Source organism: Bradyrhizobium sp. (assembly GCF_016219575.1).
Taxonomy (GTDB): domain Bacteria; phylum Pseudomonadota; class Alphaproteobacteria; order Rhizobiales; family Xanthobacteraceae; genus Bradyrhizobium.
Genome location: NZ_JACRMG010000005.1, coordinates 55,625 through 71,508 on the forward strand (window position 1 = coordinate 55,625; position 15,884 = coordinate 71,508).

Here is a 15,884-nt window from a genome sequence, read left to right on the forward strand (position 1 = left end):
CGGCATCAATCGTTGTCCGCCGCCGAAGCCGGTGCCGGCGGTGGAGAACCCGGCGGCGGTGCGAGCTGCGTGGGCGCGCGCGCCGATTTCGGCGGCGCCTGCTTCTTCTTCTCGGCCTGCGGCGCCGCTGGCGCGTTGGCCGGACGCGCGGACGGCGCAGGTACGCCCGCACCCGGTGCACCCGTGCGCGGCGGCGGCGCGGCGGATCCCGGCGCACCCGGTTCCGGCGTCATGATGTTGACCGGCGGGGTCGAGGAGGCCGAGGGGAAATCGATCATCGTGGTCGGCTTGCCGGGCAGCGGGCCGACCGGCGGCGGCAGCGCCGCTAGCGCGCCTGAGGGCAAGCCCGACATCGCGGGCATCGCCGGCGGTGCGCCCCAGGAGGCCGAATAGCGCAACACCAGCCCTTCATAGACGCGGTCGTCCATGTTGGTCATGACCTGCCGGCTGTTGGCGAGCGAGCGGAAGGCCGGACAGGCCTGCGGCGTGCAGTGGTCCCGCGCGACGAGGACATAGGCCATCAGCCCGTAGCGGTCGCGCTCGATCGCGCGGCGCAGCGACTCCACCTCGGGAGTGAGGTTGCGGTTGGCGGCAGCGACGTCGCCGAGCGATGTCAGGCGCGTGATCTGCGAGGCTGCATAGGAGATGGCTGCCGCGGTGGATTCGGCCGAGCCGAACAGCGTCTTCTCGCAGGCGGTCAGCACCGTCTCGCCGGCGAGATCGTCGATGCAGGACAGGGCCGGCAAGGCGGCCCTCGCCGCCGCAGGCGGCTGGCCGGGGGCGGACGCCGGCGAGCCGGGCCAGCCGAAGCCGCGAATGGCCGGCGCCACCGCAACGCCGACCGCGAGCAGCGTGATCACCGTGAGCGCGCCGTTGGCAACTGATTTTTCCGCGCGCAGCAGCGTGATGAGCAGCAGGATCGCGAAGAATCCGGCCGCTGCCAACATCACCCACATCGGAAACGACGGCGATCGCCAGAGCTGATCCAGCGATGAGGCCCATGCCCAGTTCATGCGCGACGTCCCTCAAGCGCAGCGTGATGCGCATCCTAACGCAACGAGCGGACCTCGCGCGCTAACGATTTGCGCAGAATGTGACTGCGAACCCGGCCATTTGACGGCGCCAGGCTGGAACCCGGTGTGCAGGCCTTGAACGCAATCGCTTCAGGTAAGGGCGAGCTGGCTTTCCTTGGCAACCCGCTCGAAGGCTTCGCTCGAACTCTTGATCCGATACTGGCAATCGTCCCCTTCGGTCGGCAGCAGACGGATCACCTCGTAAGTGCCGGTGGCGGCCGGGCGCGACACATTGCTTGCAGTGAAATAGACGGTCGATCCAACAGTGAACTTGTGCTTCAACGCCCTCTCCATACGCGCGCTTTCCGGCCTAACGCTCGCGGTCCCCGAAGCGATGGCCGGTTCAGAACCCTGCGGCAACCTAGCACAGAGGCGCCGCAATTGGCCAGTATCATCCAGACATGGCAAATGCGCGGATTTCGCAGCTTTTTCAGTACCCTACCCCCACGATTGAAGGCGTTTCCGAAGGCTTTCCGCTAACCCCCGCTAAGCGCGGGGTTTCGGTTCACCTCTTGCCGGCTGCCTCAGGTCGGCGTCAATAATGAAATTCAACTAAAAGTTGCTGGATTTCGCATGCCGGAGCAACCTTGATCGCCCCTCGGCCTCACGCCGTCTCGAACTTCTCGATGATGATCGTCTCCGCAAGGCCATCGCGGGTCCATTGCTGGAACGCCGGCAGCGCCTGCATCGCCTCCATGTAGCGCCGCACCACGGGCGTCACATCGATGGCGTAGGTGCGGAAGCGATGCACCACGGGGCCGTACATCGCGTCCGCCCCGCCAAAGGCGCCGAACAGGAACGGCCCGCCATGGCGCGTCATGCACTCGGTCCAGATCTCCTGAACGCGGGCAATGTTGCCGCGCGCCTCCTCCGACAGCGGGACCGGGCCGACAGGACGGTGCAGGTTCATGCCGCATTCGTTGCGCAAGGCCGCAAAACCGGAATGCATCTCGGCCGAAATGGCGCGCGCGCGGGCGCGGGCCGCACGGTCGTCGGGCCAGAGCTTTTTCTCCGGAAACTTCTCCGCCAGATATTCGATGATGGCGAGCGAGTCCCACACCGTGACGTCGCCGTCGACCAGGATCGGCACCTTGCCGGCCGGCGAGACTTCGAGGATGCGCTGCTTGTCGGCGGCACCCGTGTAGAGCGGGATGAAGCTCTCCTCGAACGGAATGTCGTTGGCGCGCAACGCCAGCCACGGCCGCATCGACCATGACGAATAGTTCTTGTTGCCGATGACGAGCTTCAGTCCAGCCATGAGGAGGAATCCTTTTTCAGGCCGTCATCTTGCCACAGGCGGCAAGACGCGTTCAACCTGCCGGCTGCAGCGCTCGGGAACGGGGAATGCAGCATGCGCGCCTATCTGGTCGACATCATCGCGGTCGGCTTCTTCGCCATCGAATGGCTGGTCTATTCCATCACCCTCGAGCACACCGCCTACGGCAAGAACGGCCTGTCGGCGCGCATGAACCGGTTCCGCGAGGCCTGGGTGCGTCAGATGCTCGATCGCGAGGCGCGCATGGTGGACATGCAGATCATGGCCTCGCTGCAGAACGGCACCGCGTTCTTTGCCTCCACCAGCCTGTTCGCGATCGGCGGCGCGCTGGCGCTGCTGCGCGCCACCAACGATGCACTCGCCGTGCTCGGCGCGCTGCCGATCGACATCACGCCCACGCCCGCGCTGTGGGAAATCAAATGCGTCGGGTTGATCCTGATCTTCATCTACGCCTTCTTCAAGTTCGCCTGGTCGTACCGGCTGTTCAACTACGTGGCGATCCTGTTCGGCGCCATGCCGCCGGCAAGCCAGCGCGACACGGCGGAAGCGCGGGCCCACGTGATGCGAACCACCAGGCTGTTCGAATCGGCGGGCGCGCATTTCAACCGCGGCCAGCGCGCCTTCTTCTTTGCGCTCGGCTATCTCGGCTGGTTCGTCAGCCCCTGGGTGCTGTTCGTCACAACGGCCGCGGTCGTGATCGTGACATGGCGGCGACAGTTCGCGTCGAACGCCTGGAAGGCGATGGACGTTCAGCCCTGATCGCTGGCGCAATGCACCTTCGATCTCCCCAGGGAAGCCGGCGCATAGCCTACTTTGCATGGGGTTGTTTTCGCTTTTTTGTCCAGGCTCCGCCGCGCCGCTGCCCTAACCCCGAAAATCCTTCGACGTGAAATCGAGGTCGAGCACCTTCCATTCGCCGTAGCGATCCGCCGGCAGCATCTTGTAGGGCTGGCATTGCTTCAGCGCCGCGATAGCGTTCTGCAATAACTCGATCGCCTTGACGCTGGCGCTGCCGCCGCCGATCGCGGGCTCGGCGGCGAGCCTGCCGTCCTGTGTCATGAACACCCGCAGCTTGATCATGACGTGGTCGGAAGATTGCACCGATGCGGGCAGTTTCGAGCAGGTCTTCAGATGCCGCCTGAAGTCTGCGATCACGCTTGACGAGATGTCGGCGGCGGCGGTGGCGGTCGCATCAAAGCCCTCATCCGGCTTGCCCGCTCCGGCCGTCGGCGGCGGCAGTTCCGGGGGAAGCCCGAGCATGACGTTGTACTTCACGGAGAGGTCCGGCTCGGGCTGCCGGTAGCCGGCCGACGCTCCCGGTTGTGCTTTCGCGGTTGCGGCCGCGGCACGGCGGTCCGGCCGCACTGCCTGCGGCACGGGCGGTTGCTGCTGGACCGCTGCGGCCGGTGCCGGAGCCTCTGATGCCGGCAGAGCGGGCGGCGATGAATCGGGCAATGCGGGGGGCGACGGCTCGGCCGGCTTGATATTCTCCGGCCCGATTTCACCTGACGTGACGATATTGACCGCGATCGGCTCCGAGGCCGAGTTGAGCGGACTGACTTCAGACAAGAGCACCAGCAACGCCAGAAGCGACAGATGCGCTACCACCGACGCCGTTGCGCCCGCGCGCATGGCCTGATCCTGTTCCACCCTGCTCTCGCAGCGTTGGCACGCCGCCCCGCCTCCAGCATAGCCGGTGGCGAAACAGTCTCAATCCCATTTCGGCGAGAAGCCGAAATCGGTCAACCGGCCGTCACGTCCGCCCATCGCCGCGATGGCCGCCATCTCGGCTTCCGACAGTTCGAAGTCGAAGATCCCGATATTCTCCGACAGCCGTTCCAGCCGCGAAGTCCTGGGGATCGCCGAGACGCTCTGCTGCACGAGCCAGCGCAGGCAGACCTGGGTGGCGCTCTTGCCATGGGCACGGCCGATTCCCGCCAGCACCTCGTCCTTGCGCACGCGCCCCTTGGCGATCGGACTATAGGCAACCAGCGCCATCTCGAGCCGCGCGCAGGCCTCGCGCACCCTGGTCTGGTCCAGATAGGGATGATATTCGACCTGATTGCATACGAGCGGCGCCGGACACCTGGCGGTCGCCTCCTCCATCAGCCCCACCGTGAAATTCGACACGCCGATATGTCTGGTCATGCCGAGCTTGCGCATGTGAGCGAGCGCATCCAGCGTCTCCGACAGCGGCACGCGCGGGTTCGGCCAATGCAGCAGCAGCAGATCGACCTCGGAGAGGCGCAGCTTGTTGAGGCTCTCCTTGGTGGAACGCTCGAGGTCATGCGGCGCGAAATGGCTGCTCCAGACCTTCGTGGTGACGAACACCTCGTTGCGGGGAACGCCGGAGGCGCGCAACGCCTCTCCCACCTCGCGCTCGTTCTCGTAGACCTGCGCGGTGTCGATGTGGCGGTAGCCGAGGCGCAGTGCCTGCTCGACCAGCCGCGCACAGGTTCGTCCACGCAGCTCCCAGGTGCCGAGCCCGATCGCGGGGATCCTTGCGCCCTTGGCTTCGACGAATTGCATCGCGGGGCTCGTGAGGTTCGAGCCGCATTATGCCGTGCGCAACGGGGGCTTGCTAGGCCGGCTCGGGTTCCGTCGAAAGTGCAGCGAACACCGTCTCCGGCGAATGTGCGATCACCGCGAGCAGCGCACGCGCCGGTCCGCGCGGTGCACGCTTGCCCTGCTCCCAATTGCGGATCGTCTCGACGGGCACGCCGAGGCGGCTCGCGAACTCGATCTGGGTCAGTTGCGCGCGGCGGCGCAGGTCGCGCACACCCGGCGGCGCTGCGGCGCCCGGTCCCATTTCCGGCGCGAGCGGAAATTCCTTGCCGTCGCGCAGTTCGACGATCCGCCCGTCCGCTTTCAGCCGAAATCGTTTCATGGCCCGTCCCCGCGCGCATGATCCGCCAAAGTGAGCGCGGCAAGATCATGCGCAATCCAGCAAAGGATGATCGGCCAAGCCCGTTAAGACTCAATTAACGATACCCGGCCGGCTCGAACGGCTATTTCAATCCGAACCACAGCGTGGCGATGCCGAGGAACGAGAAAAAGCCGACCACGTCGGTGACGGTCGTGACGAACGTGCCGGAGGCGACCGCCGGGTCCGCCTTCACCCGCTCCAGCAGCATCGGGATCAGGATGCCGCCCAGCGCACCGGCGACGAGGTTGCAGATGATGGCAAGCCCGATCACCACGCCGAGGCCGGGGATCTTGAACCAGGCCACCGCCGCAACGCCGGTGATGACGGCGAAGGCGAGTCCGTTGACGAGACCGACCATCGCCTCGCGCATGACGACGCGCCAGGCGTTGGAGGCGCCGAGCTCGCGGGTCGCCAGCGCCCGTACCGCCACCGTCATGGTTTGCGTGGCGGCATTGCCGCCCTGGCTCGCCACGATCGGCGCCAGCACGGCGAGCGCCACCATCTTCTCCAGCTGCCCCTCGAACAGGCCGAGCACGGAGGATGCAAGGAAGGCGGTGGCGAGGTTGACCAGCAGCCAGTTGAAGCGGCCGCGCGCGATGGTCCAGACGCTGTCGGACAATTCTTCGTCGCTGGTGACGCCGCCCAGCGCCTTGAGGTCCTCGTCGGCCTCTTCCTCGATGACGTCGACGACGTCATCGATGGTGACGACGCCGACCAGACGGTTCTCGGTATCCAGCACGGGAGCTGCGACCAGGTTGTACTTGCCGAACATCCGCGCGACTTCCTCCTGGTCGTCGAGCACGGAGACGCGGCGGCGGTCTTCGTCCACGAGTTCCACGAGCGGCACCATCCGGCGCGAGCGCAGGAGCACGTCGAGCGGGACGGCGCCCTGCCAGCGCTTGTCGGCATCCACGGCGTAGATTTCGTAGAACCGGTCCGGCAGATCGGACGTCTCACGCATGTAGTCGATCGCCTGCCCCACGGTCCAATCCGGCGGGACGGCGATGAATTCGGTCTGCATCCGCCGGCCGGCGGAGTTTTCCGGATATTCGAGGGAGCGCTCGATGACGTCGCGTTCGGACGGCGGCAGCTTTTCGAGGACCTCCTCGCGGTCGTCCTCGTCGAGCGATTCCAGGATTTCGACGGCCTCGTCGGATTCGAGCTCGCGGACGCCCTCGGCCACCTCCTCCGGCTCGAGCTCTTCGAGGATGTCCTCGCGGACCCCCTCATCGACCTCGTTCAATGCAGAGAAGTCGAAATCCGAGCCGGTGAGTTCGACCAGCTTGACGCGGTCGTCGGGCTCGAGCGCGGCGACGAGATCGCCGAGGTCAGCCTTGTGCAGTTCCCCGACGATGCTGCGCAGGAAGGCGGCATCATCGGCCTGGATGGCGCGGGCCATCTCCTCGACGAATTCCGGCCTGATCTGCCCCTCATCGTCCCGCATCGGATGGCGGTCGAGCAGCGAGGCCTCACCGGGGTGCGCAACATCGGTATCGTCGGCCATGCCGCGCCCTCGCCGGTTTGACAGGAATGCTGAACTCGTCAGAGTCGCTGCAGGCATTACCCAATGGGCAACACCTAGCGCAATGAAAAATATGGACCGGTATCGATGGCTTGAACTGACCGCCTGGGCCGGCTTCGCGCTGGCGATGTCGGTTGCGCCGGGTCTGCACGCGCATGCCGCTGAATGCCCGCGCGAGGACGCGCTCGGCACGTCGCGCATCATTGCCGTCGATGCGGCCGCCACGCCCCGTGTCGGCTCGAGGAACTTTCTGCAGGACCGTGAAGTCGTCCTGACATTCGACGATGGTCCCTCGCCAGCGACGGACGACAGGATTTTGGCGGCGCTCGCCGAGCAATGCGTGCGCGCCACCTTCTTCCTGATCGGCAGGCCAGCGTCCGAGCATCCGGACCTGGTGCGCCGGATAGCGGCCGCCGGGCACAGCATCGGGCATCACACATGGTCGCACCACAATCTCAGGCAACTGAAGCTGGAAGACGCCACGGATGAAATCGACAAGGGCATCGCGGCCGTCGAGAACGCCCTTCACGGCGTTTCGACCAAGATCCCTTCGACGCCGTTTTTTCGCTTTCCCGGCTTTCAGATGAACCAGCAAACGCTCGACGCTCTCGAGAAGCGCCGCATCGTCGTGTTCGGCGCCGATGTAATTGCCAACGACTGGATCCCCATGACGCAGGAAGCACAGTTGAAATTGCTGACCGACCGCCTCAAGGCCGCGGGCAAAGGCATCATCCTGCTGCACGACCCGGAGGCGCAGACGGCCGCCGTGCTGCCCGACTTCCTGCGCTATCTGCGTGACAATCGCTACCGGGTGGTGCATGTGGTATCCGCGGCGCTGGCTGCGGCTGCGGCCGAGGGCCGGCAAAGTGAAAAACGTGAATAACTCCAATAATTAATGCGGCATTTATCAAGCCGCCTGTAAGTGTTTTGACGGGAATTGGAATGCGGGCGGTGTGCAATGGCCGGTGATGTAAGGGTTGGCGTCCTCACAGCGCATTTCGCAGTGGTGATGTTGGGATTGGCGAGCGGCCTAGCCGCGCTGCCGGCCGCCGCGGCCGATTGCCCCCGTCCGGATACGCTGGGAACCTCCCGCACGCTCGTGGTCGATGCCAAGGAGCATCCGCTGATCGGCTCCATGCAGTATCGCGAGACGCTGCCCCTCAACGACGGCGAAGTGGTGCTGACCTTCGACGACGGCCCGCTGCCGAAATACACCTACCAGATCCTCGAAATCCTGGCCGCGCAGTGCGTGAAGGCGACCTTCTTCCTGGTCGGGCGTCAGGCCCAGGCCAACCCGGAGGGCGTGCGCAAGGTGCTCGCCGCCGGACATACGGTGGCCGCGCACAGCCAAAGCCATCCCATGAACATGCACCGCCTGCCGCTCGAGCGCGCGAGGGCGGAGATCGACGACGGCATCGCGTCAATCACCGCGGCGCTCGGCGAAGAGGGCGCGGCGATGTCGCCGTTCTTCCGCATTCCCGGCCTCGCTCGCAATGACGGAATCGAGGAATACACGCGCTCGAAGGGCCTGCAGATCTGGAGCGCGGACTTCCCCGCCGACGACTGGCGGCCTGTTTCATCGAAACGCGTCCACGATCTCGCCATGCAGCGCCTCGCCGCCAAGGGCAAAGGCATCCTGCTGCTGCACGACATCCAGCCGCGCACCGTGGCGGCATTGCCGAAAATCCTGCATGACCTGAAGGCCGGCGGCTACCGCGTCGTCCATGTGGTGCCGGCGACGCCGGACAATCCGGCCGCGCCGACCGATCCGCAAGCATGGCGGCTGCATCCGACCTCCGAACTGGTCGCGACATCGCGCTGGCCGAAGGTCACGGGCTTCGCGTTCGCGCAACACGAGTTGCTTCCCGTGCCGCTGCTGACCGATTCATACTGGAACGACACCAAGCTGCTCGACCGGCCGCAGCCCCGCGGCCGTGGCATTCCGCTGCCGCGGCAGGCGCCGTGGCCGCGGCAGGTGCAGCTTGCCTCAAGCGACGCAACCAGCGCCCTGCCCGTGCCGGCGTCTTCGGTGTTCGAGGTCGAGGAAGGCGTGCGCGTCGCGATGCTGGCTATCAATTCAGCGCGCCCGGCGGAGCGGCGGGTGGCGACTGTGACGGAGGAGAAACCTGCACCGGTCGCAGCGCGCGGCGGCAAGCGTACCGCGAAGCTGGTTGGCCCGCGAGGCAGGCGGGTGGCAGCGGCCCCGCCGGCGAAACCGGCGCAGGCAGTGACTCAGAGCGGCCGCGCCGCGTCCAAACGTGTGGCGCCCGACAGGAAGAATGTCCGCCGCGTCATCCGCCACAATCAGCAGGCCAGCCTCCTGCCTCCACATCTCTGACGAATTCGAAGTCCGTCCTCCTGACGCAAGACGGCATTATCTTCCAGCGCTGGCGACGCAATGCTCTAATTTCTTGAAGTCAGGTCGGATGGTGTATCTTTGTCTGAACACGAGTGGAACTTCCGCATCGAGTTTAGCCCGACATTGCGCGTAGAGCGCTTCTCTGTTTGTTGCGGATGGTCTTTCAGTTCGTTGAACATTCCTAGTCTCCGCCGGCGGTTCGCCTTGATAGACGGCAGGCTTCGTTGATTTCCTTTGCCCGATTCGCTCGCAGGCATCGTCGCGGCCAAGTTCGTAACCGGCGCGGCAGATGATTTTGGTACATTTGTCACCATCGGCCCGGTAGCCGCGATCACAGACGAGCGGACACACCCGGCCACTTCTGCTTCTTGCGCTGTCGAGCGCGTCGAGGCTTGCAACCTTAACGTCGAACTTCTTCTTGGCGTTCTTGTTGAACAATCCAAGCGCCTTCTGCGCCGCGCTGTTCCATTCATCGCCAGCCGCGCCCGTGACGCAGCCGACCCGCTTCAATTCGGCCTGCAGCAGCCGCGGCAATTCGGCTTGCGAAGGCTTGTCGGACTTTGCATCGCGCGGCGCGTCAGGCGGGCTGAGCGACGCGAGCTGACCGACCGGCTTGTCCGCCTTCGCAGCTTCAGCGGCCTTGGTTTCTACAGGCTTGGCTTCTGCGGCGGCCTTTGCCCGCGCCGCATCGGCTGCCTTTGCTTCCTTCTCGCTAGCGGTTCGCTCCTGCTCCGCCTTGGCGGCCTGCCGCGCCTCCTCGAGTTTTTTCGCGCTCTCGGCAGCGGCTTTGGCTACGGCCTCCGCTCGGGCTTGCGCAGCTGCCCGAACCCGCTCGGCCTCGACTAGCCTGGCGTCTTCGATCGCCTTTCTCTTCTCGGCCGCAACGCGGGCGTCTTCCGCCGCTCTGGCTAGTTCAGCCGCCTTCTTCTGTTCGACGGCACGCGCGCCTTCGTGCGTGAGCCGCTGTTGTTCCTCGGCAGCGCGTCCTGCTTTCTCCGCTGCCTGGAGCCGCGCTTCTTCCGCGGCGAGCTTGTTGCGCTGGGCGATGGCGAGCTTGGCGTAGAAGCCGTCCGGATAGGTCGAAAGGAATAAGTCCCAGGCTTCGCGGGTACCCACGCGCTCGGCGAGTTCGTAGTCGCGCCGGACCCTGGCATCCGCATCAGGCGCAGGCGTACGCGGCAACGGCACCAGTGACACGTCCTCACCACCGAGCGAACCATATATGAACGGTTCTTGCTTGTTATTGGTGACGCGCAGAACCTCGTCGCGAACGAAGCCAAACGCTTTACGAACGTCCAGGCCGGGCTTTGGCAGGTAACGAACCAGCGCCTCAGTGAACGGGCTGTTGCCGCTGTCGCCGTCGAGCGCGGTGGACCCCGCCCTTGCCGCAAACGCAACCAACGTGTTCGGACTGGTCGGTTCGACCTTGGCCAGCCCCCGATCGATCGCGCGCGACGCGTTCGTCCGCCGCATAACTCGGCTGAAGGGATTGTCGCGGCAAGCATCGAGGATAACGAGCCGCAGCTTCCGCGCCGGTTCAATCACGGTGAGGATGCGATCGAGCGAGACCGCCTCATCATGAGCATCGATGTCGCGCTCCAATACCGCGTCGACGGGGATCAGGTAGTTGACGCCGTCAATCTCGATGCCGTGGCCGGCGAAATACGCAATGACGATATCGGCATCACGGACACGATCCGAGAAATCGCGCAGTTGCCGTCGCATCTCGTTGATCTTGAGATTCTGCTTGAATTCGACAAGGTCAAACCCGGCGTTCCTGATCATGGTGGCGATTGCCGCGGCATCGTTTGCGGGATTGGCGAGCTTGCTGACGCCCTGATACGCCGAGTTGCCGATAACCAGCGCGACTCGCTTCTCGGCCAGCGCGGCCTGGCACGACAGCCAGTTCAGACAGATCGCCAGGACGATGGCCCCCGTCGCCCGCATCAAAATATTCCAATACAAATCGCGTCGCCGCATGCGGCGACTCCCAAAGATCAATCTCGCAAGCTAATCGCAAAATGACGCGCGCGGAAAGCTGAATCTGTGACGCTTGTCACATTGAGCGCGCAGACCTCAGTTCGTGACGATCTTGGCGATGCAGAGCAGGATCACCAGCGCCAGGAACAGCAAGTCGATATAAGCCTTCATCTCGCCGGCGTGGCGCAGATCGGCGACGTCGCCCACGATCTGCTTGCGAGAGGCAGTTGCATTGGGCCCTTCGGCGGCGATGGCAGCCAGCCGCCTCGCCTCGCCCTCGAGCCGCTCGATCCGCTGGAAGAAATAGAACGAGCGCAGGGCCGAGGCCGAATGCATGCCGGCATAGATCAGGATCATCACCGCGAGCATCACGCGCTGCGGGTACTTCTCGATCAGGTTCAGGCTGTAATAGACGAGCGCCAGAAACACGAAGTTCGAAAGGAAACGATAGAGGTAGCCAAGGAACTTCATGAAGGGGCTCCGGAGGACGCGAGGCGGTATCCTATGCGGGTAAAGTGTTTACGTGACGTATGTGTCATAATTGCAACAGCTGCACCCGACTACCGCGCAAAGAAGGTGAGCCTGCCCGTGATGAGCTTGTTGAATTCGCCAACGTTGATAACCACTTCTTGATACGCCACTCGACGGGGATGCTGATGTTTCGAACAGCTGCAAGTGCCCTCCTTGCCACCGCGCTCCTCGGCGCCGCGCCTGCGTCAGCTGCGGAGACCGCACGCCCCGACAAGGTCTCGTTCTATTTCGCGGCCCACCAGGATGACTGGCAGCTGTTCATGAACCCGTCGGCCTTCCAGGACGTCATCGGCGCCGCCGCCAGGACCGTGTTCGTCCACATCACCGCCGGGGACGCCGGGCTCGGAACCAGCACGGGTGACCGCAAGCATCCACTGTATCTGGCGCGGGACAACGGCGCCGAGCAGGCGGTGCGTTTCATGGCGGATACCGAAGCGGTGCCGGACAAAGGCACGGCATCGACCGTGTCGCTCAACGGACACCCGATCTACCGCGTCGGCTACCGCAACACCGTCAGCTATTTCCTGCGTGTGCCCGACGGCAGCCCGCTCGGCACGGGCTATGCTCATACGGGTTTCCAGTCGCTCAAGCGCCTTGCCGACGGGGACAACGACACGCTGGCAGCGGTCGACGGCAGCACCGCCTATCACGGCTGGAACGATTTGACCGCAACGCTGCGGGCGATCATCGACTACGAGCGCGGACAGGCACGATTGGTGCAGCTCAACGTCGCCGAGCTCGATCCGCAGATCAATCCCGGCGACCATTCCGATCATCTGATGACGGCGAAGGCTGCGATCGCGGCGGCGCGTGACTTGCCCTGCGTCCGCCTCGTCTCCTACGTCAACTATGCCAGTTCCAAGCTGCCGGAAAATCTCGACCTGCACGAGCGCGACATGGAGAGTTCCGTCTTTGCGGTCACGCTCGCCGGCGTGCAGGCGCTGGGTCAGCCGACATCCTGGCGGCATTACGACAGGTCCTATGTCGGCCGCAATTATTTTCGCGTGCAGGCGGAGCCCGGCAACTGCTCCCTCCCCGCCACCGAGATCGCAGCACGCCGCAGGACCCGCTAGCAGCCCGGCAACCTCCTGTTGGCGGGCTTAGGCGGCTCACCCCGATTGACGCAGGTCAACACGCGCTCCGCATTTCCCGTCAGATAATTTCCTGCGGGGTCGCGGGGAAATTCAATGCGCCAGCTCGAAGCGCAGGCGGTTGCGGCGCAAACACAGCGTGTCGTCTCGGTTGACGCTCTGCGCGGCTTCAACATTTTCTGGATCCTCGGCGCGGATGCCACCATCTGGTCGTTCAACGAGATGGTTCACGACAAGGGGCCGGTGCTGAGCGCTGCCGGCAGCTTCCTCAACACGCAGATGACCCACGTCGCCTGGGAAGGCTTCCGCTTCTACGATTTCATCTTCCCGCTGTTCATCTTCGTCGCGGGCGTGGCGATCGTGCTGTCGCTGCCGCGTCTGGTCGAGCGGGAGGGAAAGGCGCAGGCCTATGCCCGGGTGTTCCGCCGCGCATTGATCCTGTACGGCCTGGGACTGATCTTCTACGGCGGCATCAGCCGTCACTGGGGCGATGTCCGCCTGGTCGGTGTGCTGCAGCGGATCGCGCTCTGCTATCTCTGCGCATCGCTTCTGTTCCTGAACTTCCGTGCGCGCGGGATCGTCGTGGCATTGGTGGTGCTGCTGGCCGGCTACTGGGCCATGATGACATTCGTGCCCGTACCGGGGGTCGGCGCCGGCTCGTTCGCGTCGGACGCCAATCTGGCCAACTGGATCGACGCGAATTACCTGCCGGGATGGAAGTGGGACCTGACCCGCGATCCGGAAGGGCTGCTGAGCACGTTGCCTGCGATCGCCAGCTGCCTGCTCGGCGTCCTGGCCGGCCTGCTGCTGGCAGACCCGCGGCTGCAGGGAACGCAGAAATCCCTGCTGCTGATTGCTTGCGGCATTCCGCTGACATCAGCCGGATATCTCTGGGGGCTGCAATTCCCCATCGTCAAGGTGATCTGGACCTCGTCCTTCGTGCTCGTCGCCGGCGGATACAGCCTGATCCTGCTCGGTGTCTGGCATCAGATCATCGATGTCTGGGGTTACCAGCGCTGGGCGGCGGTCTTCATCTGGCTCGGCGCGAACGCCATCACGCTCTACTTCATCAACAACGTCACGGCCGACCAGTTCGCGTTGCGCTTTTCCGGCGACACCGTGTCGACGTTCGAGCTGTTTGCGACGCGTTTCATCGGGGGAGACTTTGCCGCCCTGCTCGATCGCCTGATGACGCCGGGCACGGGAACTTTCGTCGTGCGTATGCTGGGCCTGATATTCGCGATATTGCTGGCCCGCTTCCTCTACGGCCGCAAGATTTTCCTGCGCGTCTGAGCCGGGGCCCGTCCGCGGCTTCCGATTTGACAGACGAGACCGTGCGATTCCGGGGTCCGGGCAAATGCTCGGCGTTGCCCGAAGGACAAGCCCACAAGTGTTTTCAATGTGGTGCGCTCGGAGGGACTCGAACCCCCACGATTTTACTCACTGCCACCTCAAGGCAGCGCGTCTACCAATTCCGCCACGAGCGCTTGGGAGACCGGCCTTCCGCCTCGCGGCCCGGCCAAATCAACGGCGCGGATGTAACAAATCAGGATTGGGGGTACAAGGCCCGCGAGAGCCTTGATTCAGTGGAGATTTGGGCTGGATCGGGCTTATCTGCTGTCCGGCGAGCGTGGCAGCATCCGCTTGACTTCCACGGCGATCCGGTTGCGGTCGACCAGCACCACGCCGCTGGCCACAGGCATGTTGTTGGCGAGGATTTTCACCTCGTCGGCCTCGGTGGCGTCGAGCTCGATGATGGCGCCGCGGGACAGCCGCATGACCTGGTGGATGGGCATCGTGCTGGTGCCCAGCACCACCATGAGATCGACGGTGACTTTATCGAGAGTTGACACTTCTGAGCCCGCCGAACCCTGACTAAATTGCGCGGAATTCCGCCCCTAAGGGAACCTGACCACGTTATGGTTAGCCAATGGTTAATGACCGCCAGAGCCTGGATTTGACCACGTCTGCCGGCCCCCCCGGGGGACCGGCGGTCGAATGGCGGATATCCGATTCTCGCGTGCCCTATCCGGAAGCGGTGGCGGAGATGGAATCGCGCGCCGCGGACATTGCCGCCGGCAAGGCCGGCGAGCTGGTCTGGCTGCTGGAGCACCCGCCGCTCTATACCTCCGGCACCAGCGGCCGGAACGAGGATCTGCTCGACCCCCGCTTTCCCCTGTTCACGACCGGCCGCGGCGGCCAGCTCACCTATCACGGCCCGGGCCAGCGCGTGGCCTATGTGATGCTCGACCTCAAGCGACGCCGTCCGGACGTGCGCGCCTATGTGGCCGGGCTGGAAGAATGGATCATCCGTACCCTCGCCCACTTCAACGTTCGCGGCGAACGGCGCGAGGACCGCGTCGGTGTCTGGGTCAAGCGCCCGGACAAGGGCGAAGGCCATGAAGACAAGATCGCCGCGATCGGCGTCCGCCTGCGCCGTTGGGTTTCCTTCCACGGCATCGCGATCAATGTCGAGCCGGACCTGTCGCACTTCTCCGCCATCGTGCCCTGCGGCGTGGTGGACCCGCGCTACGGCGTCACCTCGCTGGTCGATCTCGGCCATCCCGTCACCATGGCCGATGTCGACGTCGCACTCCGCCAGGCGTTTGCCGAGGTGTTCGGGCCGGTGGAGACACGGCTGCCGGAAGCCGCCGGCTAACGACCTCACGCCGCGGCGCGCTGCGGCGCTACCTCGAGCTTGCCGGCAATGTAGCGGCGCTCCTGGGTCAGGCCGCCGAAGCCGTAGGCGTCGCCCTTGACTTCGTCGACGTGCAGGTAGGTCTCCTCGTGCAGCGGCCCGAGCAGTTCGCCCATGCGCGAAAACATCGCGGCGAGATAGGCCGCCTTCTCGTCCTTGGTGTTGGTGCCCTCGCTGACATGGGTGTCGATCCAGTAGCTCGCGAGCCTCTGCTCGGCGAGCGACTTGCCGCCGGCGAACCAGTCCGCGGCGTCGGCCGCCTTGACGATGACGGCGGTAACCTTCGGATCCTTGTGCAGGATGCTTGCGGTGAGGTCGGAGACGGCGGCGGCGATCTCTGACTTCAGCGACGGCCGCTCGCGCGGCGTGGAATAGGTGACGGTGATGAGCGGCATGACGGGTCTCCCTGAGACGGCTGCGCGGTTATC

Annotated in this window: 17 protein-coding genes and 1 tRNA gene; 6 read left to right on the plus strand and 12 right to left on the minus strand. The window is 64.8% G+C overall.

Annotated elements, in window-relative coordinates:
* Window positions 1–5 precede the first annotated feature (5 nt).
* From HZB49_RS02290 to HZB49_RS02300, 3 genes are all read right to left on the minus strand, one after another.
* The gene (locus tag HZB49_RS02290; protein WP_291608828.1) at window positions 6–1,013 is read right to left on the minus strand and encodes a hypothetical protein; all 1,008 of its coding nucleotides are present in this window, start codon (window positions 1,011–1,013) and stop codon (window positions 6–8) included.
* A 150-nt stretch (window positions 1,014–1,163) separates the two neighbouring features.
* Window positions 1,164–1,367, minus strand: a complete 204-nt coding sequence (locus HZB49_RS02295) for a hypothetical protein (protein ID WP_291608829.1) — start codon at window positions 1,365–1,367, stop codon at window positions 1,164–1,166.
* Window positions 1,368–1,677: 310 nt separating this feature from the next.
* On the minus strand, window positions 1,678–2,331 hold the full coding sequence (locus HZB49_RS02300) for a glutathione S-transferase family protein (protein WP_291608830.1): 654 nt from the start codon (window positions 2,329–2,331) through the stop codon (window positions 1,678–1,680).
* 93 nt (window positions 2,332–2,424) lie between these two features.
* On the opposite strand from HZB49_RS02300, the gene HZB49_RS02305 reads away from it, so the two are divergent.
* The gene (locus HZB49_RS02305) at window positions 2,425–3,108 is read left to right on the plus strand and encodes a DUF599 domain-containing protein (RefSeq protein WP_291608831.1); all 684 of its coding nucleotides are present in this window, start codon (window positions 2,425–2,427) and stop codon (window positions 3,106–3,108) included.
* Window positions 3,109–3,213: 105 nt separating this feature from the next.
* Here HZB49_RS02305 and HZB49_RS02310 read toward each other — a convergent pair whose 3' ends face one another.
* From HZB49_RS02310 to mgtE, 4 genes are all read right to left on the minus strand, one after another.
* Window positions 3,214–3,981 (minus strand): hypothetical protein, encoded by a 768-nt coding sequence (locus HZB49_RS02310; RefSeq protein WP_291608832.1) that lies wholly within the window; start codon window positions 3,979–3,981, stop codon window positions 3,214–3,216.
* 78 nt (window positions 3,982–4,059) lie between these two features.
* The gene (locus HZB49_RS02315; RefSeq protein ID WP_291608833.1) at window positions 4,060–4,878 is read right to left on the minus strand and encodes an aldo/keto reductase; all 819 of its coding nucleotides are present in this window, start codon (window positions 4,876–4,878) and stop codon (window positions 4,060–4,062) included.
* Between the two features lie 52 nt (window positions 4,879–4,930).
* A complete protein-coding gene (locus HZB49_RS02320; RefSeq protein ID WP_291608835.1) occupies window positions 4,931–5,236 on the minus strand; it encodes a helix-turn-helix domain-containing protein in 306 nt (101 codons plus the stop codon).
* A 121-nt stretch (window positions 5,237–5,357) separates the two neighbouring features.
* Window positions 5,358–6,779 carry a magnesium transporter gene (gene mgtE / locus HZB49_RS02325; RefSeq protein ID WP_291608837.1) on the minus strand — a complete coding sequence of 474 codons (1,422 nt, stop codon included), beginning with the start codon at window positions 6,777–6,779 and terminating at the stop codon, window positions 5,358–5,360.
* Window positions 6,780–6,861: 82 nt separating this feature from the next.
* Between mgtE and HZB49_RS02330 the strand changes: the two genes are divergently transcribed.
* Window positions 6,862–7,680 (plus strand): polysaccharide deacetylase family protein, encoded by an 819-nt coding sequence (locus tag HZB49_RS02330; RefSeq protein ID WP_291608839.1) that lies wholly within the window; start codon window positions 6,862–6,864, stop codon window positions 7,678–7,680.
* Window positions 7,681–7,806: 126 nt separating this feature from the next.
* Complete coding sequence (locus HZB49_RS02335; protein WP_291609096.1) at window positions 7,807–9,135, plus strand: polysaccharide deacetylase family protein; 1,329 nt, start codon at window positions 7,807–7,809, stop codon at window positions 9,133–9,135.
* A 36-nt stretch (window positions 9,136–9,171) separates the two neighbouring features.
* On the opposite strand, the gene HZB49_RS02340 is transcribed toward HZB49_RS02335, so the two are convergent.
* Complete coding sequence (locus HZB49_RS02340; RefSeq protein ID WP_291608841.1) at window positions 9,172–11,136, minus strand: caspase family protein; 1,965 nt, start codon at window positions 11,134–11,136, stop codon at window positions 9,172–9,174.
* 96 nt (window positions 11,137–11,232) lie between these two features.
* Complete coding sequence (locus HZB49_RS02345) at window positions 11,233–11,607, minus strand: hypothetical protein (protein ID WP_291608843.1); 375 nt, start codon at window positions 11,605–11,607, stop codon at window positions 11,233–11,235.
* Between the two features lie 185 nt (window positions 11,608–11,792).
* Here HZB49_RS02345 and HZB49_RS02350 point away from each other — a divergent pair, with 185 nt between their 5' ends.
* Both HZB49_RS02350 and HZB49_RS02355 read left to right on the plus strand, forming a co-directional pair.
* Window positions 11,793–12,740: a PIG-L family deacetylase gene (locus HZB49_RS02350; RefSeq protein WP_291608845.1), complete on the plus strand. Its 948-nt coding sequence runs from the start codon at window positions 11,793–11,795 to the stop codon at window positions 12,738–12,740.
* A gap of 114 nt (window positions 12,741–12,854) precedes the next feature.
* Window positions 12,855–14,051, plus strand: coding sequence for a hypothetical protein (locus tag HZB49_RS02355; RefSeq protein ID WP_291608847.1), 1,197 nt, complete (start codon window positions 12,855–12,857; stop codon window positions 14,049–14,051).
* A gap of 109 nt (window positions 14,052–14,160) precedes the next feature.
* Here HZB49_RS02355 and HZB49_RS02360 read toward each other — a convergent pair.
* Window positions 14,161–14,245, minus strand: a tRNA-Leu gene (locus HZB49_RS02360).
* Window positions 14,246–14,368: 123 nt separating this feature from the next.
* Window positions 14,369–14,611 (minus strand): FliM/FliN family flagellar motor switch protein, encoded by a 243-nt coding sequence (locus tag HZB49_RS02365; RefSeq protein WP_291608849.1) that lies wholly within the window; start codon window positions 14,609–14,611, stop codon window positions 14,369–14,371.
* Window positions 14,612–14,688: 77 nt separating this feature from the next.
* Between HZB49_RS02365 and lipB the strand changes: the two genes are divergently transcribed.
* Window positions 14,689–15,417, plus strand: a complete 729-nt coding sequence (lipB, locus tag HZB49_RS02370) for a lipoyl(octanoyl) transferase LipB (protein ID WP_291608851.1) — start codon at window positions 14,689–14,691, stop codon at window positions 15,415–15,417.
* A gap of 5 nt (window positions 15,418–15,422) precedes the next feature.
* On the opposite strand, the gene HZB49_RS02375 is transcribed toward lipB, so the two are convergent.
* A complete protein-coding gene (locus HZB49_RS02375) occupies window positions 15,423–15,851 on the minus strand; it encodes a 4-oxalocrotonate tautomerase family protein (protein WP_291608854.1) in 429 nt (142 codons plus the stop codon).
* Between the last annotated feature and the right edge of the window lie 33 nt (window positions 15,852–15,884).